20 protein-coding genes are annotated in these 21,839 nt (G+C 68.9%); 12 read left to right on the plus strand and 8 right to left on the minus strand.

Going from position 1 to position 21,839, the window contains the following annotated elements; all coding sequences use genetic code 11:
- The first annotated feature begins 2 nt into the window (after positions 1–2).
- The 3 genes from rpsN to W7U_RS19665 are packed head-to-tail and all read left to right on the plus strand — an operon-like array spanning position 3 to position 957.
- Positions 3–308: a 30S ribosomal protein S14 gene (rpsN, locus tag W7U_RS19655; protein ID WP_008261701.1), complete on the plus strand. Its 306-nt coding sequence runs from the start codon at positions 3–5 to the stop codon at positions 306–308.
- Positions 308–571 carry a 30S ribosomal protein S18 gene (gene rpsR, locus W7U_RS19660; RefSeq protein ID WP_008261704.1) on the plus strand — a complete coding sequence of 88 codons (264 nt, stop codon included), beginning with the start codon at positions 308–310 and terminating at the stop codon, positions 569–571. The genes rpsN and rpsR overlap by 1 nt, the downstream gene beginning before the upstream one ends.
- On the plus strand, positions 568–957 hold the full coding sequence (locus tag W7U_RS19665) for a hypothetical protein (RefSeq protein WP_008261713.1): 390 nt from the start codon (positions 568–570) through the stop codon (positions 955–957). The genes rpsR and W7U_RS19665 overlap by 4 nt, the downstream gene beginning before the upstream one ends.
- A gap of 34 nt (positions 958–991) precedes the next feature.
- Here the strand turns inward: W7U_RS19665 and W7U_RS19670 are convergent, their stop codons facing one another.
- Both W7U_RS19670 and W7U_RS19675 read right to left on the minus strand, forming a co-directional pair.
- A complete protein-coding gene (locus tag W7U_RS19670) occupies positions 992–2,569 on the minus strand; it encodes a PPE family protein (protein WP_008261715.1) in 1,578 nt (525 codons plus the stop codon).
- A gap of 97 nt (positions 2,570–2,666) precedes the next feature.
- Positions 2,667–3,575, minus strand: a complete 909-nt coding sequence (locus W7U_RS19675) for an oxygenase MpaB family protein (protein ID WP_008261717.1) — start codon at positions 3,573–3,575, stop codon at positions 2,667–2,669.
- 81 nt (positions 3,576–3,656) lie between these two features.
- On the opposite strand from W7U_RS19675, the gene W7U_RS19680 reads away from it, so the two are divergent.
- Positions 3,657–4,319: a TetR/AcrR family transcriptional regulator gene (locus W7U_RS19680; protein WP_015632553.1), complete on the plus strand. Its 663-nt coding sequence runs from the start codon at positions 3,657–3,659 to the stop codon at positions 4,317–4,319.
- A gap of 4 nt (positions 4,320–4,323) precedes the next feature.
- Here W7U_RS19680 and W7U_RS19685 read toward each other — a convergent pair whose 3' ends face one another.
- The 4 genes from W7U_RS19685 to W7U_RS19700 all read right to left on the minus strand — a co-directional run bounded on the left by W7U_RS19685 (position 4,324) and on the right by W7U_RS19700 (position 8,727).
- Positions 4,324–5,679, minus strand: coding sequence for a hypothetical protein (locus W7U_RS19685; RefSeq protein WP_008261721.1), 1,356 nt, complete (start codon positions 5,677–5,679; stop codon positions 4,324–4,326).
- A 2-nt stretch (positions 5,680–5,681) separates the two neighbouring features.
- Positions 5,682–7,157, minus strand: coding sequence for a condensation domain-containing protein (locus W7U_RS19690; RefSeq protein ID WP_008261722.1), 1,476 nt, complete (start codon positions 7,155–7,157; stop codon positions 5,682–5,684).
- A 403-nt stretch (positions 7,158–7,560) separates the two neighbouring features.
- The gene (locus tag W7U_RS19695) at positions 7,561–8,109 is read right to left on the minus strand and encodes a hypothetical protein (protein ID WP_003874010.1); all 549 of its coding nucleotides are present in this window, start codon (positions 8,107–8,109) and stop codon (positions 7,561–7,563) included.
- A gap of 36 nt (positions 8,110–8,145) precedes the next feature.
- Positions 8,146–8,727 (minus strand): VOC family protein, encoded by a 582-nt coding sequence (locus W7U_RS19700; protein ID WP_008261724.1) that lies wholly within the window; start codon positions 8,725–8,727, stop codon positions 8,146–8,148.
- A gap of 96 nt (positions 8,728–8,823) precedes the next feature.
- On the opposite strand from W7U_RS19700, the gene W7U_RS19705 reads away from it, so the two are divergent.
- The 4 genes from W7U_RS19705 to W7U_RS19720 all read left to right on the plus strand — a co-directional run bounded on the left by W7U_RS19705 (position 8,824) and on the right by W7U_RS19720 (position 14,246).
- On the plus strand, positions 8,824–9,474 hold the full coding sequence (locus tag W7U_RS19705) for a TetR/AcrR family transcriptional regulator (RefSeq protein ID WP_003874012.1): 651 nt from the start codon (positions 8,824–8,826) through the stop codon (positions 9,472–9,474).
- A gap of 1 nt (position 9,475) precedes the next feature.
- Positions 9,476–10,606 (plus strand): alpha/beta hydrolase, encoded by a 1,131-nt coding sequence (locus W7U_RS19710; protein WP_036429553.1) that lies wholly within the window; start codon positions 9,476–9,478, stop codon positions 10,604–10,606.
- An 83-nt stretch (positions 10,607–10,689) separates the two neighbouring features.
- The gene (locus W7U_RS19715; RefSeq protein ID WP_003874014.1) at positions 10,690–12,891 is read left to right on the plus strand and encodes an acyl-CoA dehydrogenase; all 2,202 of its coding nucleotides are present in this window, start codon (positions 10,690–10,692) and stop codon (positions 12,889–12,891) included.
- 992 nt (positions 12,892–13,883) lie between these two features.
- Complete coding sequence (locus tag W7U_RS19720; protein ID WP_008261730.1) at positions 13,884–14,246, plus strand: hypothetical protein; 363 nt, start codon at positions 13,884–13,886, stop codon at positions 14,244–14,246.
- 3 nt (positions 14,247–14,249) lie between these two features.
- On the opposite strand, the gene fadD2 is transcribed toward W7U_RS19720, so the two are convergent.
- Positions 14,250–15,938, minus strand: a complete 1,689-nt coding sequence (gene fadD2 / locus W7U_RS19725; RefSeq protein ID WP_008261732.1) for a long-chain-fatty-acid--CoA ligase FadD2 — start codon at positions 15,936–15,938, stop codon at positions 14,250–14,252.
- Between the two features lie 67 nt (positions 15,939–16,005).
- On the opposite strand from fadD2, the gene W7U_RS19730 reads away from it, so the two are divergent.
- On the plus strand, positions 16,006–17,265 hold the full coding sequence (locus W7U_RS19730) for a DNA polymerase domain-containing protein (RefSeq protein WP_008261733.1): 1,260 nt from the start codon (positions 16,006–16,008) through the stop codon (positions 17,263–17,265).
- On the opposite strand, the gene W7U_RS19735 is transcribed toward W7U_RS19730, so the two are convergent.
- Positions 17,266–18,657 (minus strand): nitrate/nitrite transporter, encoded by a 1,392-nt coding sequence (locus tag W7U_RS19735; protein ID WP_008261734.1) that lies wholly within the window; start codon positions 18,655–18,657, stop codon positions 17,266–17,268.
- Between the two features lie 181 nt (positions 18,658–18,838).
- Here W7U_RS19735 and W7U_RS19740 point away from each other — a divergent pair, with 181 nt between their 5' ends.
- The 3 genes from W7U_RS19740 (at position 18,839) to W7U_RS19750 (ending at position 21,582) form a co-directional block, all read left to right on the plus strand.
- Positions 18,839–19,843, plus strand: coding sequence for an ABC transporter substrate-binding protein (locus W7U_RS19740; protein ID WP_036429554.1), 1,005 nt, complete (start codon positions 18,839–18,841; stop codon positions 19,841–19,843).
- A 113-nt stretch (positions 19,844–19,956) separates the two neighbouring features.
- Positions 19,957–20,631, plus strand: coding sequence for an allophanate hydrolase subunit 1 (locus W7U_RS19745; protein WP_008261736.1), 675 nt, complete (start codon positions 19,957–19,959; stop codon positions 20,629–20,631).
- A 33-nt stretch (positions 20,632–20,664) separates the two neighbouring features.
- Positions 20,665–21,582, plus strand: coding sequence for a 5-oxoprolinase/urea amidolyase family protein (locus tag W7U_RS19750; RefSeq protein WP_008261737.1), 918 nt, complete (start codon positions 20,665–20,667; stop codon positions 21,580–21,582).
- Positions 21,583–21,839: the final 257 nt, after the last annotated feature.

The raw sequence follows: 21,839 nt of genomic DNA on the forward strand, positions 1-21,839 counted from the left end.
CCATGGCCAAGAAATCCAAGATCGTCAAGAACGAGCGTCGCCGCGCGATCGTGGCCCGCTACGCCGAACGCCGCGCCGAACTCAAAAAGATCATCCGCTCACCGGCGAGCACCCCCGAGCGACGGGCGGCGGCACAGGACGAGTTGGCGCGCCAGCCCCGCGACGCCAGCGCGGTGCGGGTGCGCAACCGCGACGCCGTCGACGGCCGACCCCGCGGCCACCTCCGCAAGTTCGGGCTGTCGAGGGTCCGGGTCCGCGAACTAGCCCACGCCGGCCAGCTCCCCGGCGTGCGGAAGGCGAGCTGGTGATGGCCAGAAAAGTCGCGCGTCGCCGGGCCACCGCGCCCGCCGCCCGCTCGCCCAAGAGGAATCTGCTCGACAGCCTCGGGTTGCGCACGGTGGACTACAAAGACACGGCGACGCTGCGGGTGTTCATCTCCGAACGCGGCAAGATCCGTTCCCGCCAGGTGACCGGCCTGTCCGTCCAACAACAACGACAGGTCGCGGCCGCCATCAAGAACGCCCGCGAAATGGCGCTCCTGCCCTACCCCGGACGGCACACGGCGCCTTGACGTCCCCACGCCGCGGCACCGATCGCCCGTTCACCGTAATCGTCTGTGCCGCATGCGCCGTCGACGATCGACTGTCGGTCATCGACGAATTGCGCCCCGCCATCCGGCGCTGCCCGCATTCCATGTTGGTCTCGGTCGCCTGCATGCTCGGACCACTCACCTGCGCCTCTCGGCCGACCGGCGGGGGCGTGATGGCCCTGGTCCAGCCCTGCACGAACGATCGGGTGGCCAGCGGCCCGGCGCGGTGGATAGGACCCATCGCCGACAGCGATTCAGCCGCGGCGCTGCGCGACTGGCTGGTGCTCGGTCAATGGGAAAACATCCCCGTCCCAAGGCAACTCGATCGGCATCAGCGCTGGACGCGCGACTCGCATCGACGCAACTGACGCCTGACGAACCCGCCGATGGGGTGCCGGGGCGCTAGCCGTCGCGGCCCGCCTCGTCGGCACCGCCGTCGCCCCAGGTGCCCGGCATCATCGGTGCCGTTGGGCCACCGTTGAATTCGTCCCCGGCCAGCCGGGTCAGCCCGGCCGCCGCGGCGACCGCCTCACGCTCGGCGGTGCCGGCGAATCCCAGCGTGCCGGCACCCCGATCGGATGCCAGCGACCCGCCCCAGTCCGGGTCGACATCGACATTCATGTCCATGAACTCGTCGCCATACCCGCGGTCCGTCGCGCCCCGGCGCCGCCGCGCCCGGGCCGCTTTGCGCGTGCGCGCGACCGCGGCCGCCGCGGCGGCGGCGCTATCCGGTTCCGGCGCTTTCCTTTTCGCGCTGAAGCTGGCGCTCGCCCCCATCCCCGAGCCCGTTCCCATTCCGGGCGGACCGACGACGTACGGAGGAAAGAAGCCCGCCGCGGCCGGCGCCGCAGCGGGTGCGGCCGGAGCGGCGGTCACCGTGGTCGCCGTGGGGGCGGGCGCCGGTGCCGGCGCGGAGGCCGGCGCCGCGACCGGCGCGACGGGGGTGGTGGGGGCCATGGCGATGGCGGGCGGGATGCTGGGCGTCGGCGGCGGCGGCGCGGCCACCACCGGGAGGGCCGCAGGCTGGGGGATGGCGGCGAGGCCGGCCAGCCCGGCGAATCCGCCGACGGCGCCGAGGGGCGCGGCCGCGAGGAGGAGCGCGGGCGCCAACAACTCCGGCTGGCTGATGAAAATCTCGAGGATGTGCGTCGGCCAGTCGAACAGGATGAGTTGCACCAGGTACTGGAAGGCCAACGCCGGATTGTGCACCAGGTAATAGCCGAACTGCTCGAAATCCTCCAGCAGTTCCAGGGCGCGCACCACCCAGAAGATGGGCTGCCCGGCATTCGTGTAGGCGTCGTAGGGCAGCCCGTTGACGGTGCCCTCGGACGGGTCCCAGTTGATGCCCAAGTTCTTCAGGATGTTGGCGATGAAGTCGTTGAACGGATTGTCGATCTTGGGGTCATGGTCCGGGTCGTCCGAGTCATCGCTGGAGGCATCGGATTTCACGATCGGCGGCGCCGGATCGGTTTGCGGTGTCGCGGCGACGGCCGCGGTGGACACCGCCTGGTAGGTCGACATCGTGGTCGCCGCCTGGGTCCACATCCGTGCGTAGTCGGCCTCGTTGACCGCGATCGGAACCGTGTTGACGCCGAAGAAATTCGTTGCCACCAGGGCCCCGTGGACGACGTGGTTGGTGGCGAGTTCGGGCAGCGTCGGCATGGCGGTCAGCGCGGCAGTGTAGGCTGCCGCGGCGGTCTCGTGCTGGGTGGCGGCGGCGGCGCTGTCGGCGCTGGATTTTGTCAGCCACGCCAGGTACGGGGCGTGCGCGGCCACATAGGACTCCGCGCTGGGTCCCTCCCACGCCCCCGCCTGCACCCCCGCCAGCAAGGTGCTCAATTGTTCTGCGGCCGAAGCGTATTCGGCGCTCAGCTCGGACCACGCGCCGGCGGCCGCCAGCAGCGGCCCGGGGCCGGGGCCGCTGCTGAGCAAAGCGGAATGCACTTCGGGCGGCGAGGCCATGAAGATCGGCGCCGTCATAGGTACTCCTCGGGCTGGAGGGCTTACCAGACTGAGGAGAGCTTAATGAATATGATTGTCGTTATCAACTTGGCGGGCACCGCCCCGCCGCGGGCCGCTACACCAGCGGCCGCCCCTTCTTGATCCGGCGGTCCAGGTCGTGCAGCAAGACGTTGAACGGGAACTGCCGGATGAACCGCGGCAGATACCGGTTCACCGTGGCCAGCACGGCGATCAGCCTGTCGAAGCGCCGCTGCTTGGTCGCGTCCCAGGGCAGCCGCATCTCGTCGCGGAACCGTTGCGGCAGGAAGCCCGTCGTGATCATCAGCGCGAAGCCCTCGGAGAGCCGCTGGATGGGACCGGGCAGCTTCACGCCCCGGATGCGGTTGGCGGCGATCGGGTACAGGTATTCCCGCACCGCGTCGTCGATGTGCACCTTGGCCAGCGACTCTTCCCAGTAACGGTCGAACGCCGCCCGGTCGGCCGGCCACATCTTCGGCGGCACCTGCAAGGTCGTGGCCAGCGCCATGCCCTCGCGGTAGTGGCGCTCGGCGTCTTCGCCGTCGAGCTCACCGATGAACATCCGGTAGATGTCGAGGCCGCCCTTGTACAGGCAGGCCCCCACCCAGAGCTGCAGCGCGGGATCAAAGGCGTTGTAGGACACCGGGCTTTCCGGCGTCGAGTAGACCTGCGCGTGGGCCTTGTTCACGGCCCGGCGGAAGGCGGCCTTCTGGGCCTCGCTGCCGTTGGTCGCCACGGCCAGGTAGGTGAACGTGGTGCGGGCCCGCTTGAACGGGTGCAGGTCGACCCGGCCGCTTTCGACGCGGCTTTCCATGACGCCGTAGCCCACACCCGGCTGCGCCAGTTGCATGATCACGTTCGCCGGACCGGCCAGCAGGGCGACGCCCATCAGGCCCTCGTCGATGCCCAGCGTCCGCCCGCGCCTGCGCCGCTGGGGGCGCGGCGGATCGGTGGCCCCGCGCTCGACGTGCCCGATCGGTGCCTGCACCGACTGGTGAATTGCCATCGTCAGATCCTCCCGCAGCGCGGCCGCTAATGTGCGAACGCTTGTTTCCTGATATTGTCGCGCCGCGGCGTTAGTGTCAAGATGGTCCGCATGAGCGACACGTCCAGCGCGCGGCCGTATCGCGGGGTGGAGGCCGCCGAACGCCTGGCCACCCGCCGTAACCGGCTCCTGGCCGCCGGCCTGGACCTGCTCGGCGATCAGCGGCCGGACATCTCGGCGGTCACCGTCCGCGGGGTGTGCCGCCGCGCCGGGCTGGCGGCCCGGTACTTCTACGAGAGCTTCACCGACAAGGACGAATTCGTCTCCTGCGTCTTCGACTGGGTGGTCGCCGAGCTGGCCGCCACCACGCAGGCCGCGGTCGCCACGGTGCCCGCCGACGAGCAGACCCGCGCGGGCATCGCCAACATCGTGCGGACCATCACCGACGACGCCCGCGTCGGCCGCCTGTTGTTCAGCACGCAGCTGGCCGACCCCGTGGTGGTGCGCAAACGCGCCGAGTCCAGCGCCCTGTTCGCGATGCTGTCCGGCCAGCACGTCGGCAACGCGCTTCAGGTGCCGGCAAACGATCGCATCAAGGCCGCAGCGCACTTCGTGGTCGGCGGGGTCGGGCAGACCATCAGCGCCTGGCTGGCCGGCGACGTCCGGCTCGAACCGGATGAGCTCGTCGATCACCTGGCCGCCCTGCTCGACGAGCTTGCCGAGCCAAACCTCTACCGGCTCACCGAAACACGGGCCGAGGCCTAGCGCCTCACACGGGGCAGACCGTGTGCCAGCCCGTTGTGGCGGCCAGCGAGAAGTCGCTCAGCGTCTTGGAAAGCGCTTGTCGCAGACCCTCGTTCGAATTGTGGCGGCCCAATTCGTAGGCGAGGACCGAGATGAAGACCCGGCCGTGGACCCGCCCCGACAGCAACGCCAGGGCCCCGTTGGTGCGGTGCATCGTCGCGGCGGTCACGCCCGGGTACACCGACTTCATGGCGAAGTAGTCGGCGTCCGTGCCGTCCGGCCGGTTGGCGGCCGGGTCGAGCGCGCCGAGATTGGACGACACCACGGTCGCCGCGCCGCCGGTGACCACGCTGAGCAACCGCCGAAACACCGGCTTCGGGATCAGCGGGACGAGGGGCAGCAGCGCCCACCGCTCGTCGGGCTCGTCGTGATGGCGAACCAGCGCCCGCTTGATGGCGGCGCGGATCTCGCGCAGGTCCGTGGTGATCGCCGCGGCCCCCAGCGTGACGTCGACGTTCGTGACCGCGTTGGCGCGCGTGTCGCTTGGGGCGCGCTCGTTGACGGGCATGCCGATGTTGACCGAGCCGTCGGGGGCCACCCGCCCCACCCGCTGGGCGAGGTGGGCCGCCAACCCGGCGAGCAGCGCGTTGCTGGTGCCGCCCAAGGCAGTTGCGCGGGCGTCCCAGTCGTCGGCGCTGACGAAGATCGTCTCCATCGGCAGGGAAATGCGGTCGTCGGGCGCGGCCGGCGGCGCGGGCCGCTTCCCGCGTGGCGGGGCGACGGACGCGGTGCCGTCGCGGCCCTGCCGGAGCATCCGGGCCGCGGCGCCGACGGCGCGGCCGACATCGAGCGCGTCGTGCGCGGTTTGGCGCGCGTCCTCGCGCAGGGCTTGCCAGCGCCGCCGGCCTCCCGCGGCGGGCCAGCGGGTCCGGTCGCCGCGTCCCCGAGCCGCATCGGCCAGGGCCTCGCACAGCCCGACGCCATCGGTGAGGCAGTGCGTGGTGACCAGGCTCACCACCGCGCCGCCGTCGGTCAGCGGGAGCATCGCCAAGTGCCATCCGGGCCCGCGCTCGGCGTCCGGCCGCTTGTGGGTCTGCTCGTCGAGCCACGCATCGATGTCCTCGCGCTCCCGCGGCGGCGCGACGATCTCCAAGGGGGAGCACTCGGCGGCCGCCACCCAGCGATGACGGCCAAAGGGCAAGGCGGAGCGCTCGACTCGCCGCGACAGCCGCCCCCGGCCGAGGTGGCGGTGGAACTCACGCAGCCCACCGACGTCGACGGCGCGGTCGTACACCCAGACGCACTGCAGCAAACTGGTGGCACCCGTCGCCCGCTCACCCAGGAAGAGTGTTTGGTCGGCCAGGTCCAGCACGTTGCTCATCGCTACGCCGCTTCGTGATCGTCCGTGTCCGGCGCCGGAGCGAATGTGTCGTCCGGGTTCACCTGGGGCGCAACCACAACCGGCTCGTCCCCGGTGGGCCTGGCGACACGCGCGAACACCTGGATCAGCGTCGCGATGTAGCGCAGCACCGACTCCCGCGCGATCGCGTTGTCCGGGAAGGACATCGTCACCGTGGTGTTCGCGGCCTGGCGGTTGATCCACATGTTCACCCCGCCGTGGGACAGGCTGTCGCCGTACGTGCCGAATTTCGTCTCCGCCCACAACCCGTTGAGGGGGATCTTGCGGAAGTCGAGGAACGACAACATCATCGGCAGCTGCGTGGGCAGCTTGATGCCCAGTTCGTCCGGGGTGGCGAGCTCCAGCACCCGCTCGACCGGCACGTCGGCGAGGCGCTGAGCGTCGTCGAACGACTTCTGCGCCGTCCGGGCGGCCTGGGCGAACGTCTCGCCGGCGGTCGGCACCGTGATCGGAATCAGGCTGGCGAACCAGCCGACGGTCATCGAGTCGACGCCCGGTGTCCTGGTGTCCTTGGCCGTGAACCCGTGATAGGTCTTCTTACCGGTCAATTCGTGCTCGGCCAGGCCCGTGCAGGCCAGCACTCCCCCGATGAACCGGGCGCCGGCCGCCACGCAGGCGGCGTCGAAGGACTCCGTGTCCTCGGCATTCATCAACTCGACCGTCAACAGGTCGCCTCTGGTGCTGGACCACGTGTCACCAAGGGGCAGCGGGAAACTGGGCCAGTCGCCGTCGGTGTGGCGGGCGAACTCGATCCAGTCCTTGATCTCGGGCGACGAGAGCGTCAACGTCGCCGCCTTCTCGCGTTGGCGCGCAACGTAGTCGCGGTAGCTGCGGATCTCCGGTAGGCCGGCGGGCTGGTGCCCGGTCTGCGCGAGTTCCTGATACGTCAGGTGGACGTCGAGGAAGATGAGGGCGGCCGACAAGCCGTCGATGTGCAGGTGGTCGACGCTCGCGTAGAACGTGAAATAGTCGGCGTGCTGGACGATTCCGTAGGTGAAGCAGCCCCACTCGAGGGTGTCCGGGGTGGTGGTCAAGGCATGGGCGCGGACTTGGTCCGCGGTCTTGTGCCCCAGCGCCACGGGGACGAACTCGATCGCTTCGGGATCGTCGATCACCCGGCGCACGAACGTGCCGTTGTCGTACTCGAACCAGTTGTGATAGGTGTCCTGGCGGCGAACGTGGGCGTTGATCGTCGCCGTCATCGCCGCAATGTCGCAGGTGCCGGGGATGTCCCACGCGACGATCATCAGACGGGGCAGCTGGCGGTTCATGGCCTTGCCTTGGTAGGAGGCCCAGAGGTGTTGATTCTGTTGGTAACTCGGCGCCAGGTCGCTTCGCCGTGCGGCGCGGGCCGCTTCGCGTGCGGCTGGTGCGGCCATCCACATGGTGACCGGGCCGTGCGGCGGGTGCCATTCGTTGATATTTCCGAGTGCGACCATTTCCTCGAGTCCTTGTGCTGTGAGACGACGACGTTTGCGGGGCGGTCTGGGGGTGCTGGAAGTACGGTTGGCGCTTGGCTTTTCGAGGATCGTCGATGTGTGTCGCGCTTGAAATTGTCCGACGGACTTTCGCCTGTGTTGGTGAACTACCCCGCCGCTCATACCCCTATGTCGCTGCTGTGGACGCTAGCTGACGCAGGCGAAGATTTCGCGGTTTTGTCAAGACTCGAATTCCGCCGCGAGATCGCCGGCGGTGCAGTAATCTTTTCCCCCTCAACGGCCCTGGCCACGCCGGGCGGGGTCGATTCGCGACGACTTATCGCCGATTCGGCCCGCTACGCCCGCAACTCGGGATACAGTTGTCCGGCCCTCGAGCCGGTGCGCGGGCCAAACCCGCACCGCCTCACGGGAACAGCGGCAGCTCCCAGAGGCGCATGCCGGGACGCAGCAGCCACAAACGCATCATGGTGAGCCGCAGGATGCGCATGGCGCTGAAGATCATGAAGATCGCCAGCGGCACCTCGATCAGCAGCGCGGTGATCACCGACAGCCACACGTCCTTGGGGCCCGCGGTCATGAGGTCGAACCACGCGTCGCAGATCAGCAGCACCCCGGTGGTGAACGCGGCGAGGACCAGCAGCTGGCGGCGCAGATACCCCAGCGCGGCCGTCGTCAGCATGAAGGCGACCAGCAGCACATCGAAGCCGATCCAGGTGACCGGCCAATTGTGGGCGACGTACTTCTCGGGCAGCGTCATCGCCAGGTATCCCAGCCAGGGAACCATCGCGATGGAGCCGCCGATCATCAGACTCAGCCGGACGCGGCGCACGCGGTCCAGGAAGTCCGGGTCGATGACCTCGCCGAGGGGCCGCTCCAGCCGGGAGATGAGGTCGCGGCGCTGCCCGGGGGTAAGCGCGGCGATCTGTTCGTCGGTCAAAATGCCGTCGGTCATACCTAGCATTCTCCGACTCGCGGAGCAGCGGCGCGATCAGCGACCGGCGCCCACCGGGGGCCGGCGGTCCGCGGCGGTCTTGGGCACGGCCTTCGCGTCGCCGCTTTCGAATTCCTTCACCCAACAGGCGAACTCGAGGGTAATGCCGTCGGGATCCTGGAAATAGAACGAGCGCACATAGACGCCGGGATGCACGGTCGCCGAGACCTGCATGGGGCTCTCGTCGTGGTTGAGCACCGGCCCGACCCGCACCCCTTTGTCCTTGAGTCGCTGGCGGTAGGCGTCGAACTTCTCGGCCGGCACGTGGAAGGCCAGGTGGTTCATCGTGCTGACCGCGCTGGTGATGTCGCCGATGCCGGGGATGGCGCCCGGCGACGAAATGCCCGGCACCCGGTCGGGGGCGTCGGCGAACCAGAAGAAGGCGACGCAGTCGCCGTTGCCGGCGTCGAAGAAGAAGTGCTGGCCCGCCCCGCCGGGCAGATCGAGCGACTTGATCAGCGGCATGCCCAGGATGTTGCTGTAGAAGTCGACGGTTTTGGCCATGTCCGAGCACACCAGCGCGACGTGATTGATCCCGCCGAGTTCGAATTCCGCGTTGGTGTTGTGCGGCTTGATCATCGTGCGGCTCCCCTCGGTTCCCGGCTCGATGAGCCTGGCCAAGATCCGAATCTGAATCTAACATCAGATTCAGTTTTGGCCCAGGGAGGTGCGCAGGTGTCCACCGCGGCATCCCCTGCTGACCGGAGCGGGCCACCCGCGGAGCTGCCCACGCATCGCGGCAGGCGGACGCAGGCCGCGATCGATCTGGCCGCCCGGACGGTCATCGCGCGCAAAGGTGTCCTGGCCACGACCATCGCCGACATCGCCGCGGAGGCCGGCCGCTCGGCGGCGTCCTTCTACAACTACTACGAGTCCAAAGAGGCGATGGTGCGCCAATGGGCGCTGCGCTTCCGCGACGAGGCCAACCAGCGCGCGCTGTCGGTGACCCAGCACGGGTTGACCGATCGCGAGCGCGCGTACGGGGCGGCCGCCGCGCACTGGCACACCTACCGCAACCGGCTAGCCGAGGTGATCAGCGTGTCACAGCTGGCGATGATCAACGACGACTTCGCCCAGTACTGGGCCGAAATCTGCTCGATACCAATATCTTTCATCGCTGAATCGGTCCGCCGCGCACAGGCCGAGGGCCGTTGCCGCGACGACGACCCGCAGCTGATCGCGGAGGCGATCGTGGCGATGTTCAACCAGTTCTGCTACGTCCAGCTCGGTTCGGCACGTTGCGGGGAACCCGACGACGAGGCCTGCATCCAGACCCTGGCCAACATCTATTACCGGGCCATCTACGCCACTGAGGGGGACCGCTGAATTGACTCGTCGTACCGGTGCCGGAGTCATCCGCGAATTCGTCGGGCTGCCGTCGCCTACGGCCGGGCGCGCCGGCGCCGGCGGGCACCCCTGCCAGGGTTTGTATCACCGGGGGGTGGGACGCAAGCCCAAGGTGGCGATGATCGCCGCGCACTACCAGATCGACTTCTCCGAGCACTATCTCGCCGATTACATGGCCACTCGCGGCATCGGATTCCTCGGCTGGAACACCAGGTTCCGCGGCTTCGAAAGCAGCTTCCTGCTCGACCACGCGCTGGTGGACATCGGGGTCGGAGTGCGCTGGCTGCGCGAGGTGCAGGGCGTGGATACCGTTGTGCTGCTGGGCAACTCGGGCGGAGGGTCGTTGATGGCCGCCTACCAGTCCCAGGCCGTCGAGCCGAACGTGACCCCGCTGGAAGGCATGCGCCCGGCGGCCGGGGTGACCGAGTTGCCGCCCGCCGACGGCTACGTGGCCACCGCCGCCCATCCCGGGCGACCCGAAGTGCTCACCGCCTGGATGGACGCCGCCGTCGTCGACGAGAACGATCCCGTCGCCACCGACGCCGACCTCGACCTGTTCAACGGGCGCAATGGGCCGCCCTACACCCCGGAGTTCCTCGCCCGGTACCGCAGCGCGCAGGTCGCGCGCAATCACGCCATCACCGACTGGGCCGAAAGAGAGCTCAAACGCGTTCGCGCGGCGGGGTTTTCCGATCGCCCGTTTTCGGTGATGCGCACCTGGGCCGACCCGCGCATGGTCGATCCCGGCATCGAGCCGACCAAACGGCAGCCCAACATGTGCTACGCGGGCGTCCCGGCCAAGGCGAACCGCTCGGCGCACGGCATCGCGGCGGCGTGCACGCTGCGCAGCTGGCTGGGCATGTGGAGCCTGCGGGTGGCCCAGACCCGGGCCGAGCCGCACCTGGCCCGGGTCCGGTGTCCGGCCCTGGTGATCAACGCCGACGCCGACACCGGCGTGTTTCCCTCTGACGCGCAACGCATCTTCGACGCCCTCGCCGGCGCCGACAAGACCCGGGCCTCGGTGGACACCGATCACTACTTCACCACCCCCGGGGCCCGCAGCGAGCAGGCCGACATCATCGCCGGATGGATCGGCAAGCGGTGGCGGTAGGTGATGTCGTCAACCAACCGACTGGTTGTTAGCTTGGAAGGTACTTGGCCGAGACGGCGTCCTGCAGCAACGGAAGGCGACCAATGCCGATCGCGATAAATCCCGAGCATCAAGAACTGGCCGATTCCGTGCGAGCGCTGGTGGCGCGCATCGCCCCGTCCGAGACGCTGCACGAGGCGATGGAGACGGAGGTCGGCAACCCGCCGCCGTACTGGCAGGCCGCGGCCGAGCAGGGCCTGCAGGGCGTTCATCTGGCGGAATCCGTCGGCGGGCAGGGCTTCGGCGTTCTCGAGTTGGCCATTGTGCTCGCGGAATTCGGCTACGGGGCGGTGCCGGGCCCCTTCGTGCCGTCCGCGATCGCCAGCGCGTTGATCTCCGCGCACGACCCGGACGCCAAGGCGCTCGCCGGGCTGGCATCCGGCGCCGAGATCGCCGCCTACGGCCTGAATTGCTGCGCGCTGACCGCCACCCGGCAGGGCAGTTCTCTGGTGATCCGCGGCGAGCTCCGCGCGGTCCCCGCCGCCGCGCAGGCGTCGCTGCTGGTGCTGCCCGTCGCGATCGACAGCGGCGAGGCGTGGGTGGTGCTGCGCGCCGACCAGCTCGAGATCGAGCCGGTGAAAAGCCTGGACCCGTTGCGGCCCATCGCCGACGTGCGGGCCAACGCCGTGGAGGTCGGCGACGACGTCGTCTTGACGAACCTGAGCATGGGCACCGCGCACGCGCTGATGACGACGCTGCTGTCCGCCGAAGCCATCGGCGTGGCGCGCTGGGCGACCGACACCGCGTCGAGCTACGCCAAGATCCGCGAGCAGTTCGGCAGGCCGATCGGCCAATTCCAGGCCATCAAGCACAAGTGCGCCGAGATGATCGCCGACACCGAGCGGGCCACGGCTGCGGTGTGGGATGCCGCCCGCGCGATCGACGAGGCCCGCGAAAACCGTTGGGACACCGCGGGTTCCCACGTTGAGTTCGCCGCCGCCGTGGCGGCGACGCTGGCGCCGGCCGCCGCTCAACGGTGCGCGCAGGATTGCATCCAGGTGCACGGTGGGATCGGCTTCACGTGGGAGCACGACACGAACGTGTACTACCGCCGGGCGCTGATGTTGGCCGCCTCCTTCGGCCGCAGCTCGGACTACCCGCAAAAGGTGGTCGACACAGCGACCACCACCGGGATGCGCGCGGTCGACATCGACCTCGATCCCGAGACCGAGAAGCTGCGGGCGGAGATCCGGGCCGAAGTGGCGGCGCTCAAGGAGATCGAGCGCGAGCAACGCAAGGTCGCCATCGCCGAGGGCGGCTGGGTGCTGCCGTACCTGCCCAAGCCGTGGGGCAGGGCGGCCGGGCCGGTGGAGCAGATCATCATCGCGCAGGAGTTCGCCTCCGGGCGGGTCAAGCGGCCCCAGACCGGCATCGCCACCTGGATCGTCCCGTCGATCGTGGCGTTCGGCACCGAGGAGCAAAAGCAGCGGTTCCTGCCGCCGACCTTCCGCGGCGAGATGATCTGGTGTCAGCTGTTTTCCGAGCCCGGCGCGGGTTCGGATCTGGCCGGCCTGTCCACGAAGGCCACCCGGACCGACGGAGGGTGGCGCATCACCGGCCAGAAGATCTGGACGACCGCCGCGCAGTTCTCGCAGTGGGGTGCGCTGCTCGCACGGACCGACCCCAGCGCGCCGAAACACAGCGGCATCACGTACTTCCTGCTGGACATGAAGAGCGAGGGCGTCGACGTCAAGCCGCTGCGCGAGCTCACCGGCAACGCGATGTTCAACACCGTCTACATCGACGACGTGTTCGTGCCCGACGAGTGCGTGCTCGGTGAGGTGAACCGGGGCTGGGAGGTAAGCCGCAACACGCTGACCGCGGAGCGGGTGTCGATCGGCAGCAGCGAGGCGAACTTCCTGGCCACGCTGTCGCAGTTCGTCGAGTTCGTTCGTGACGGGCAGTTCGATCAGGTCGCGCAGCACCGCGCCGGTCAGTTGATTGCCGAGGGCCATGCGGCCAAGGTGCTGAACCTGCGTTCCACGCTGCTGACGCTGGCCGGCGGGGACGCGATGCCGTCGGCGGCGATCTCCAAGTTGTTGTCGATGCGCACCGGCCAGGGTTACGCCGAATTCGCGGTCTCGTCCTTCGGGACCGACGCCGCGATCGGCGACACCGACCAACTGCCCGGCAAATGGGGCGAGTACCTGCTGGCCAGCCGGGCGACCACCATCTACGGCGGGACGTCCGAGGTGCAGCTGAACATCATCGCCGAACGGTTGTTGGGCCTGCCGCGCGATCCGTAACCGGGCGCAGAAATGGGCCATGCCGGCCTGACTGAGTCAAGCCGGCATGGTTCCCCCCATACACGGGCCGTCCATCCCGAGGGTTGGCGTGTCGGTGATGGCCGGCTACCGCGCGGAGATGGTGGTCACCACCACCAGTTCCACCAGTGCTGGGGCTTCCAGTAGCCGGGCCCATGGACCCAGCCACCGTGCCCCCAGCCGCCGTGACCCCAATTGCCATGTCCCCGACCATCATGGCCACCCCATCCACGACCGCCGGGGCGCTCGGGAATGAAGCCCGGTCCGCTCTGCGGCCCGGCACTGGCGAAGCTTGTGGAGTGACTCGGCCCGGGGGCGGCCGAAGCCACGGGGGCGCCGCCGAAGAGCAGCGCGCCCGCCACGGCTCCGGCGCCCACAACACCTACGGCCGCGCCACGTAACGATGCTGACGAGATCATCGAGGGCGCTCCTTTCAAAGACTTGATATCGATGCTTAAAACGCTAACCGGACATTTCTAAGCAAACAAGCGAATTCGGGGCTTTCGCGGTGTGAATTGCGCAACAATGACGTGATAGCGCCCAATCCAGCGCGCGATGATCAATCCCTATTTACGCAATTCATTTATCCGCGAATACTGAGCCGGCGCACGGCGATCGGCTTATATCTGCAGGTAATAGCCCGTATACTGATGTACTGCGCGAGCCTACCGTATTTACTGAAGTCCGAATATGCGCATTGTCAGATCCACTGATTCGCGCCGCGATTACCGTCCACGAGTCGTCGGATCACCGCAATCCTGGCCTCGTTTTTACCGGCGTCAGCTATTTGCAGAAATTTGCTCTTTCGCCTGCATCCGGCGTCGCGGAGCCGCGCGCAAATCCGTCGGCGTCCCACCCGGGCCGTCCGCGGCCCGGCGACGCGACTTAGGGTGGCGTCGGTGAGAGAATCAGTATTGACACATAGGCGACGAGCGCTGATTTACTGATCCGCACTCACGGAGGAAGACACCGAAGTGAACTTCAAGCCCAGTCCCAACGGACCCAGCGCCGGATCCTTTCGCGCCCCCACCCCGGCGGGCGGCCCCGCCGGAGACGCCGCGCCGACCGAGCGCCTCAGCCTCGGGCAGCCCCGCGGCCAGCGCATCGCCAGCGAGCCGTCGGCCAACCAGGCGGGGCGCACCCAGCGGACCCGCCGGACCGTCGACCTGGCGGCCGCCACTCACCGGGCCCTCGACATCTGGCAGCGCGAGGCGGCCGATCGGCTCGGCGTCGCGCGCGTGACCGGGCAGGAGGTGCTCACCGCGCTGATCGACCAGCTCCTGGTCGACCCGAAGCTCACGGCCCAGATCACCCGGGCCATCAAAGAACGCCGCTGAGGCCTATTCGATCTCCATTTCGCGCAGCTCGCGCTTGAGGATCTTGCCGGTGGGGTTGCGCGGCAGCTCGTCGAGGAAGATGACCTCGCGCGGCACCTTGTAGCGGGCCAGGTGATCGCGCACGTAGTGCTTGACGGTGTCCTCGTCGAGGTCCGCGCCGTCCTTCTTCACCACGAAGGCGCGCAGGCGGTGGCCCCACTCCTTGTCGTCGACGCCGATCGCGGTGGCCTCCACGACGTCGGGGTGCCCGGTGATCAGGTCCTCGACCTCGGCCGGGAAGACGTTCTCGCCGCCGGAGACGATCATCTCGTCGTCACGCCCGCTGATGTAGAGCAGGCCGTTCTCGTCGAAGTAGCCGACGTCGCCCGACGACAACAGGCCGTCGATGATCTGCTTCTTGCCCCCGCCCGTGTAGCCCTCGAACGGGAAGGCGTTGCCGACGAAGATGCGGCCGACCTCGCCCTGCGGCAGCTCCTTGCCGTTGTCGTCGTAGATCTTGACGCGCACGCCCTTGACGACCGGCCCGACGGTCGACGAGTTGTACTGCAGGTGCTTGGGTTCGGCGATGGTCGCAAAGGCGATCTCGGTCGAGCCGTACATGTTGTAGATCACTGGGCCGAGGTCCTTGAGCGAGCGCTCCGCCAGGTCGGCCCCCAGCGCCGATCCCGACACGAACACGATCTTCAGGCTGGACAGGTCAGGCTTGGAGTCCATCTTCTCGACCGCTTCGAGGATCCGCGACAACATCACCGGGACGACGACCATCGCGGTCACCTTGTACTTCTCGATGTCCTGCAGCACCAGCGGCGGCTTGAACTTGCGGCGCAGCACCAGCGTCGAGCCCAGGAACATCGCGATCGTGCCGTGCAGATACCCCAGCGCGTGGAACATCGGCGCCGGCAGCGACGTCACCTCGCCGGCCTTGAACGGGACGTGCGACAGGATTCCGCCGACCGGCGCCAGCGTCGGCGGGGTGCTACGGTTCGCGCCCTTCGGGGTGCCGGTGGTCCCGCTGGTGAGGATGATGATCGAGGCGTGCCTGGCCGCCTTGGGGGCGGGCTCCTTGCTGCTGCGCTCGATCAGGTCGGCCAGCGTCTCGTCGGTGCTGCCGGACGGCTCGTCACTATCCGGGTTGGTCCCCAGCGCCCGCAGCTTGCCCAGCTCCGGCGAGGCCTTGCTGACGGCCTTGGTGTACTCGTCGTCGTAGATGATCAGCTTGGCGCCCTCGCGCTCGGACACCTCTTTGATCTGCGGACCCGAGAATTCGCTGTTGAGCAGGATGATGCGCGCGCCGACCCGCGCGGCGCCGTAGTTGGCGATCAGGAACCAGCGGGTGTTGCGGGCCAGGATGGCGACGCCGTCGCCGCCCTTGACGCCCTTCTCGATCAGCCCGTTAGCCACCGCGTGCGCCGCCTCGTCGAGTTCGCGGTAGGAGAATTCGCCCTCTTCGTCGATGCACGCCGCGCGGTCGGGATGGCGCCGCGCGTTGAGGGCGGGCAGCATGCCGAACTCGCCCCACTTGTAGATGTCGGCCGCCATCGCGGCGTAGTTCTGCGGTGGCTCGATCCGGAACGCGCCCGACTCGAAGATTTTGCGCACGTAGTGCAGTTCGGCGGAGCCGCGCTCGACGTACTGGTGCAGTTTTGCTACCGCTTTGGAGGCCTGGCCGGGCAGGCCGAGGAGGTTAGGCATGGAATCCACCATATGTGACGTCCGTCTCAGCACGGCCAGAAATTCTGGCGAATTAACATGAACTCCCATGACCCGTCCGGTTTTGCTGGAGGTGGCCGGGCGAGAGGTCACCGTCACCCATCCGGACAAGGTCGTGTTCCCCCGCGCGGACGGCCACAAAACATCGGGCCCCTACACCAAGCTCGACCTGGTCCGCTATTACCTGTCCGTGGCCGACGGCGCGCTGCGCGGCGTGGCCGGGCGCCCCATGATCCTGAAGCGCTTCGTCAAGGGCATCACCGAAGAGGCGGTGTTCCAGAAGCGCGCGCCGGCGAAACGGCCGGACTGGGTCGACGTCGCCGAACTCCGTTACGCGCGAGGCACTTCCGCGGCGGAGGCCGTCATCCGCGACGCCGCCGGGCTGGCCTGGGCGATCAACCTGGGCTGCGTCGACCTGAATCCGCACCCGGTGCTCGCCGACGACCTCGATCACCCCGACGAACTGCGCGTCGACCTCGATCCGATGCCCGGGGTCTCCTGGCGGCGCATCGTGGACGTCGCCCTGGTGGCGCGCGAGGTGCTCGAGGACTACGGCCTGACCCCGTGGCCGAAGACGTCGGGGTCGCGCGGCTTCCACATCTACGCCCGCATCGCCCGGCGCTGGGAGTTCCGCCAGGTGCGCCTGGCCGCGCAGACAGTCGCCCGGGAGGTGGAGCGGCGCGTGCCCGAGGCGGCGACCAGCCGGTGGTGGAAGGAAGAACGCGAGGGGGTGTTCGTCGACTTCAACCAGAACGCGAAGGACCGCACGGTCGCCTCGGCCTATTCGGTGCGGGCGACGCCCGACGCCCGGGTCTCGACCCCGCTGCACTGGGACGAGGTCGCCGGGTGCCGGCCCGAGGCGTTCACCATCGATACCGTGCCCGCGCGGTTCGCCGAGATCGGTGACCCCTGGGAGGGAATGGACGACGCGGTCGGTGACCTCGACCGGTTGCTGGTGCTGGCCGAGGAGATGGGGCCTCCCGAGCGGGCGCCCAAAGGGTCGGGCAAGCGCGACAAGGGCACCGGCGGCCGGCGTCAATCCTCGATGCCCCTGATCGAGATCGCCCGCACCAAGACCAAGGACGAGGCGATGGCGGCGCTGGACACCTGGCGCGACCGCCATCCGGCGGCGGCCGAGCGGCTGCAGCCGGTCGACGTCCTCGTCGACGGCATGCGCGGGCCCAGCTCGATCTGGTACCGGATCCGGATCAACCTGCAACACGTTCCCGAGGACCAGCGGCCGCCGCAGGAGGAGCTGATCGCCGACTACAGCCCCTGGGCCAACTACGGCGGCAAGCAGCAGCCCTAACTAGATCCCGACCCGGGTTATCGCGTTGTGCCTGCGCAGGTAGCAGTACCAGGTGACGCCCAGCAGGGCGAGGAAGAACGCGATGTAGAAGCGCAGCGCCGGCTCGATGCTGCCGAACTCCGACTTCGACCAGGCGTAGGCCAGCGGCACGATGAAGCCGCCGAAGGCGCCCACCGCGGAGATGACGCCCAGCGCGCCGGCGGCCTGGCGCCGCATCCGCACCATGGTGTCCGGATCGCCGCCGGCCAGCTCGCCCTTGATCTTGAAGATCCGCGAAATCATCCGGTAGGTCGAGCCATTGCCGATGCCGGTGGCGACGAACAAGAACATGAAGCTGGCGAAGAACGCCGGCAGGTTGACCGCCCGCACCGACCACAGCGCGGCCGCCGCCCCGAGGGCCAACAGCGCGAAACTGGCGGCGGTGATGCGCGCGCCGCCTATCCGGTCGGCCAGCTTGCCGCCGAGGGGCCGGATCACCGACCCGATGCCGGCGCCGAGGAAGGCCCAGGTCAGCGCGATGTCGCCGCGGCCGAACACCGTCTTGAGCAGGGTCGGGAAGGCGGCCGAGTAGCCGATGAAGGACCCGAACGTGCCGATGTAGAGCAGCGACATGAGCCAGGTGTCGGGGTGGCGCAGCGACTGCCACACCGGCTTCACGTCGGCCTTCGCCTCGCTCAGGTTGTTCATGAATCCGAACGCGCACACGGCGGCCACGACGGCCAGCGGCACGTAGAACAGTCCGGCGCGCGCCAGGGCCACCCCGCCGCCGGCGACGACGACGGGCGGGATGATCTTCTGCACAACGGCGACGCCGACGTTGCCGCCGGCCGCGTTCAGGCCCAGCGCCCAGCCCTTGTCCTTCTCCGGGTAGAAGAAGGAGATGTTGGCCATCGACGAGGCGAAGTTGCCGCCGCCGAAGCCGGCGGTCGCCGCGACCGCCACCAGGACCGCGAACGGGATGCCGGGATGGCTCACCGCCCAGGCCAGCAGCAGGCACGGGATCAGCAGCAGCGCCGCCGAGATGGTCGTCCAGTTGCGGCCACCGAAGATCGGCACCGCGAAGGTGTACGGCAGTCGCAGGAAGGCGCCCACCCCGCTGGGGACGGCGACCAGGCACAGCGCCTGGCTGGGGGTCAGCGCCCAGCCGGACGCGGCGGGCAGCCCGTGCGCGCCCGCGGTCATCTGCACCACGACGATGCTCCACAGCATCCACACGCTGAACCCGACGTGCTCGGCGAAGATCGAGAAGATCAGGTTGCGGCGGGCGATCGGCTTGCCAGTCGCCTCCCAGAACTCCGGGTCTTCGGGTCGCCAGTCGTCGATCCAGTGCCGTCCGGCAGGACGCTCGCGCGTCGGCGCGGGCTGCGATGCCGGGCTGAGGGTCGTGGTCATCTGGTGGGACTCCCTTGTGGGTAGGCGCGGGCGGTGACCACTTGACGCTAGAGAGGCACTGTTACCGGTCCGGGTGTGCACAGTTACGCGGGCGATACGCAGAAATCGCAACGGGGCCGGCGCGTTTGTCAGAACTCTGCAACGCGAGCCGCCGGGTGGCGGAACGCGATACTCTCACGCGATGCGACAGGGATGGAATCGACGGGGATTCTTGCAGCTCGCAGGGGCTTCCGGCGTCGCCGCGCTGGCCGGGTCCTCGGCGCTTTCGGCGGGGTGCTCGTCAAACAAAACCGCACCGGGAGCCACGCCGGGATCGGTGACCCTCACCCACCTGTTCGGTCAGACCGTCATCAAAGAGCCGCCCAAGCGCGTCGTCAGCGCCGGCTTCACCGAGCAGGACGACCTCCTCGCCGTCGGTGTGGTGCCGATCGCGGTGACCAACTGGTTCGGTGACCAGCCGTTCGCGGTCTGGCCGTGGTCCGCGCCCAAGCTCGGCGGCGCGCGGCCGGTGGTGCTGAACCTGGACAACGGCATCCCGGTCGACCAGATCGCTGGGCTGAAACCGGACCTGATCGTGGCCGTCAACGCCGGCCTCGACGCCGACACCTATCAGAAACTGTCCGCGATCGCCCCGACCGTCGCGCAATCCGGGGGCGACGCCTTCTTCGAACCGTGGAAGGAGCAGGCCGCCGCCGTCGGGCAGGCCGTGTTCCAGGCGGACCAGATGAAGTCGCTGGTCGACGGTGTCGACCAGAAGTTCACCGACGTCGGCAAGAGAAACCCGCAGTGGACCGGCAAGAAGGCGCTGCTGATGCACGGCGCGCTGTGGCAGGGGACCGTCGTGGCCACCATGGCGGGCTGGCGCACGGATTTCCTGAACCAGATGGGGCTGGTCATCGCCGACACCATCAAACCGTTCGGCACCGATCAGCGCGCCGTCATCCCGCGCGATCACATCAAGTCCGTGCTCGATTCGGCCGACGTGGTGATCTGGACGACCCGCAACCCCGACGATCAGAAGGCCCTGCTGGCCGACCCCGAGGTGGCCGGGTCACTGACCACCGCGCAGAACCGCCACATCTTCACCACCGCGGAGCAAGCCGGCGCGATCGCCTTCGCCTCACCGCTGAGCTACCCCCTCGTCGCCGACCAACTGCCCCCGCTGCTCGCCAAAATCCTGGGCTAGCCGCTCGCGCGCATCCTGGCTGTTTGAGCGTTTGCTAAGGCAGCTCTGGCAGTGCTCGAAAATCCCGCCGCCGCCCCTCGCACGAGCCCCGATCCCGGGGTTACCGTCGAGTAATGAGCGTGACGGACCTTAGCGGCGACCTGGCCCACGAACTGCCGACCGAGCTGGCCGGCAACACCGTCCTGGACTACGGCGACCGGGCGCTGATGGTGCAATGTGGCAGTGCCGCAGAGGTTTTGGCGTGGACCGCCGCGCTGCGCTCCGAGCCGATCGCGGGCGTGGTCGATGTCGTGCCGGCCGCCCGCACCGTGCTGGTGAAGCTGGACGGCCCACGCCGCCAGGGCGTCGTCCGCCGGAGGCTGCACGCGATGCGCGTCACCGCCACGCCACCGGCCCCGTCCGAGCGCGGCGCCGACGTGGTGATCGACGTGGTCTACGACGGCCCCGACCTCGCCGAGGTCGCCGGCCACACCGGGCTGACCATCCCGCAGGTGATCGACGCCCACACCGCCACCCTGTGGCGGGTCGGATTCAGCGGATTCGCACCCGGTTTCGCGTACCTGGTCGACGGCGACCCGCGCCTGCGGGTGCCCCGGCGTCCCGAGCCGCGGACCGCCGTGCCGGCCGGATCCGTCGCCCTCGCCGGAGAATTCAGCGCGATCTATCCCCGGCAATCCCCCGGCGGGTGGCAACTCATCGGCCACACCGACGCGGTCCTGTGGGACCTGCAGCGCCCGGACCCTGCGTTGCTGATGCAAGGCATGTGGGTTCAGTTCCGGGCCGTCTAGCCCAACCGGGCCGCACCATTCAAGGAGGCAGTCGTGGCAGTCCTGGAGATCCTGCGCACCGGGCCGTTCGCCGTCGTCGAAGACCTCGGCCGGCCGGGACTGGCCCACCTCGGCGTCAGCCGGTCCGGGGCCGCCGACCGGCGAGCGCACAAACTGGCCAATCGGCTGGTGGCCAACCCCGACGACCGCGCCACCGTGGAGGTGACGTTCGGCGGGTTCGCGACCAGGGTCCGGGGCAGCGACGTCGACATCGCGGTGACGGGCGCCGACACCGATCCGACCGTCGACGGAATCGAGTTCGGCACCAACAGCATTCAGCACGTGCGCGACGGTCAGGTGATCTCTTTGGGCGCCCCGCGGGCGGGGCTGCGAAGCTACCTCGCGGTCCGCGGCGGGATCTGCGTGGAGCCGGTGCTGGGCTCGCGCAGCTACGACGTCATGTCGGCCATCGGGCCCTCACCCCTGCGGGCCGGGGACCGGCTGCCGATCGGCGAGCACACCGCGGACTACCCCGAGTTGGACCAGGCGCCGGTGGCGGCCATCACCGGCGGCGTCGTCGAGCTGTCCGTGGTGCCCGGGCCGCGCGACGACTGGTTCCTCGACCCCGACGCGCTGGTGCGCACCGCTTGGGTGGCGTCCGATCGCAGCGACCGGGTGGGGATGCGGTTGGTCGGCCGTCCCCTGCAATGCCTCCACCCGGACCGGCAGCTGCCCAGCGAGGGTGCCACCCGTGGCGCAATCCAGGTGCCGCCCAACGGTTTACCGGTGATCCTCGGTCCGGACCACCCCGTCACCGGTGGCTATCCGGTGGTGGGTGTGGTGATCGACGAGGACGTCGACAAGGTCGCCCAGGTGCGGCCCGGCCAGTCGGTGCGGCTGCACTGGGCGCGGCCGCGTACCCCGGTCGGCGCCGTGGCCGGGGCCGGCGTCGCGAGTTGGCCGTTCGGCTAACGCAATTCCGGCGTTCGACTGTAGGACAGCTCACAAAGTCCGACGCACCGGCGTGAGATCACTTGGCGGCGATCGGCATTCGCGCGCGCCGGCACCCTTCAGGGACTTACCAGATAACTGGTAATCAACTAACAGCCCATATCGGCCGATTCCGGTTGACCCGCTCGCGTCCTAGATGTGAGCATCGGAAACCTACGGCGGGGCATGCCCCTTCATGCGGGACGCCCACGCGCGTCGCCGGCCAGACCCCGAACTGC

Source organism: Mycobacterium sp. H4Y (assembly GCF_000364405.1).
Classification (GTDB): Bacteria; Actinomycetota; Actinomycetes; order Mycobacteriales; family Mycobacteriaceae; genus Mycobacterium; species Mycobacterium intracellulare.

Coding starts and splice junctions, on each gene's coding strand:
- rpsN (WP_008261701.1), top strand. CDS start 3: ATGGCCAAGAAATCCAAGATCGTCAAGAACGAGCGTCGCCGCGCGATC.
- rpsR (WP_008261704.1), top strand. CDS start 308: ATGGCCAGAAAAGTCGCGCGTCGCCGGGCCACCGCGCCCGCCGCCCGC.
- W7U_RS19670 (WP_008261715.1), bottom strand. CDS start 2,569: ATGACGGCGCCGATCTTCATGGCCTCGCCGCCCGAAGTGCATTCCGCT.
- W7U_RS19675 (WP_008261717.1), bottom strand. CDS start 3,575: ATGGCAATTCACCAGTCGGTGCAGGCACCGATCGGGCACGTCGAGCGC.
- W7U_RS19680 (WP_015632553.1), top strand. CDS start 3,657: ATGGTCCGCATGAGCGACACGTCCAGCGCGCGGCCGTATCGCGGGGTG.
- W7U_RS19685 (WP_008261721.1), bottom strand. CDS start 5,679: ATGAGCAACGTGCTGGACCTGGCCGACCAAACACTCTTCCTGGGTGAG.
- W7U_RS19690 (WP_008261722.1), bottom strand. CDS start 7,157: ATGGTCGCACTCGGAAATATCAACGAATGGCACCCGCCGCACGGCCCG.
- W7U_RS19695 (WP_003874010.1), bottom strand. CDS start 8,109: ATGACCGACGGCATTTTGACCGACGAACAGATCGCCGCGCTTACCCCC.
- W7U_RS19700 (WP_008261724.1), bottom strand. CDS start 8,727: ATGATCAAGCCGCACAACACCAACGCGGAATTCGAACTCGGCGGGATC.
- W7U_RS19715 (WP_003874014.1), top strand. CDS start 10,690: ATGCCGATCGCGATAAATCCCGAGCATCAAGAACTGGCCGATTCCGTG.
- fadD2 (WP_008261732.1), bottom strand. CDS start 15,938: ATGCCTAACCTCCTCGGCCTGCCCGGCCAGGCCTCCAAAGCGGTAGCA.
- W7U_RS19730 (WP_008261733.1), top strand. CDS start 16,006: ATGACCCGTCCGGTTTTGCTGGAGGTGGCCGGGCGAGAGGTCACCGTC.
- W7U_RS19735 (WP_008261734.1), bottom strand. CDS start 18,657: ATGACCACGACCCTCAGCCCGGCATCGCAGCCCGCGCCGACGCGCGAG.
- W7U_RS19740 (WP_036429554.1), top strand. CDS start 18,839: ATGCGACAGGGATGGAATCGACGGGGATTCTTGCAGCTCGCAGGGGCT.
- W7U_RS19745 (WP_008261736.1), top strand. CDS start 19,957: ATGAGCGTGACGGACCTTAGCGGCGACCTGGCCCACGAACTGCCGACC.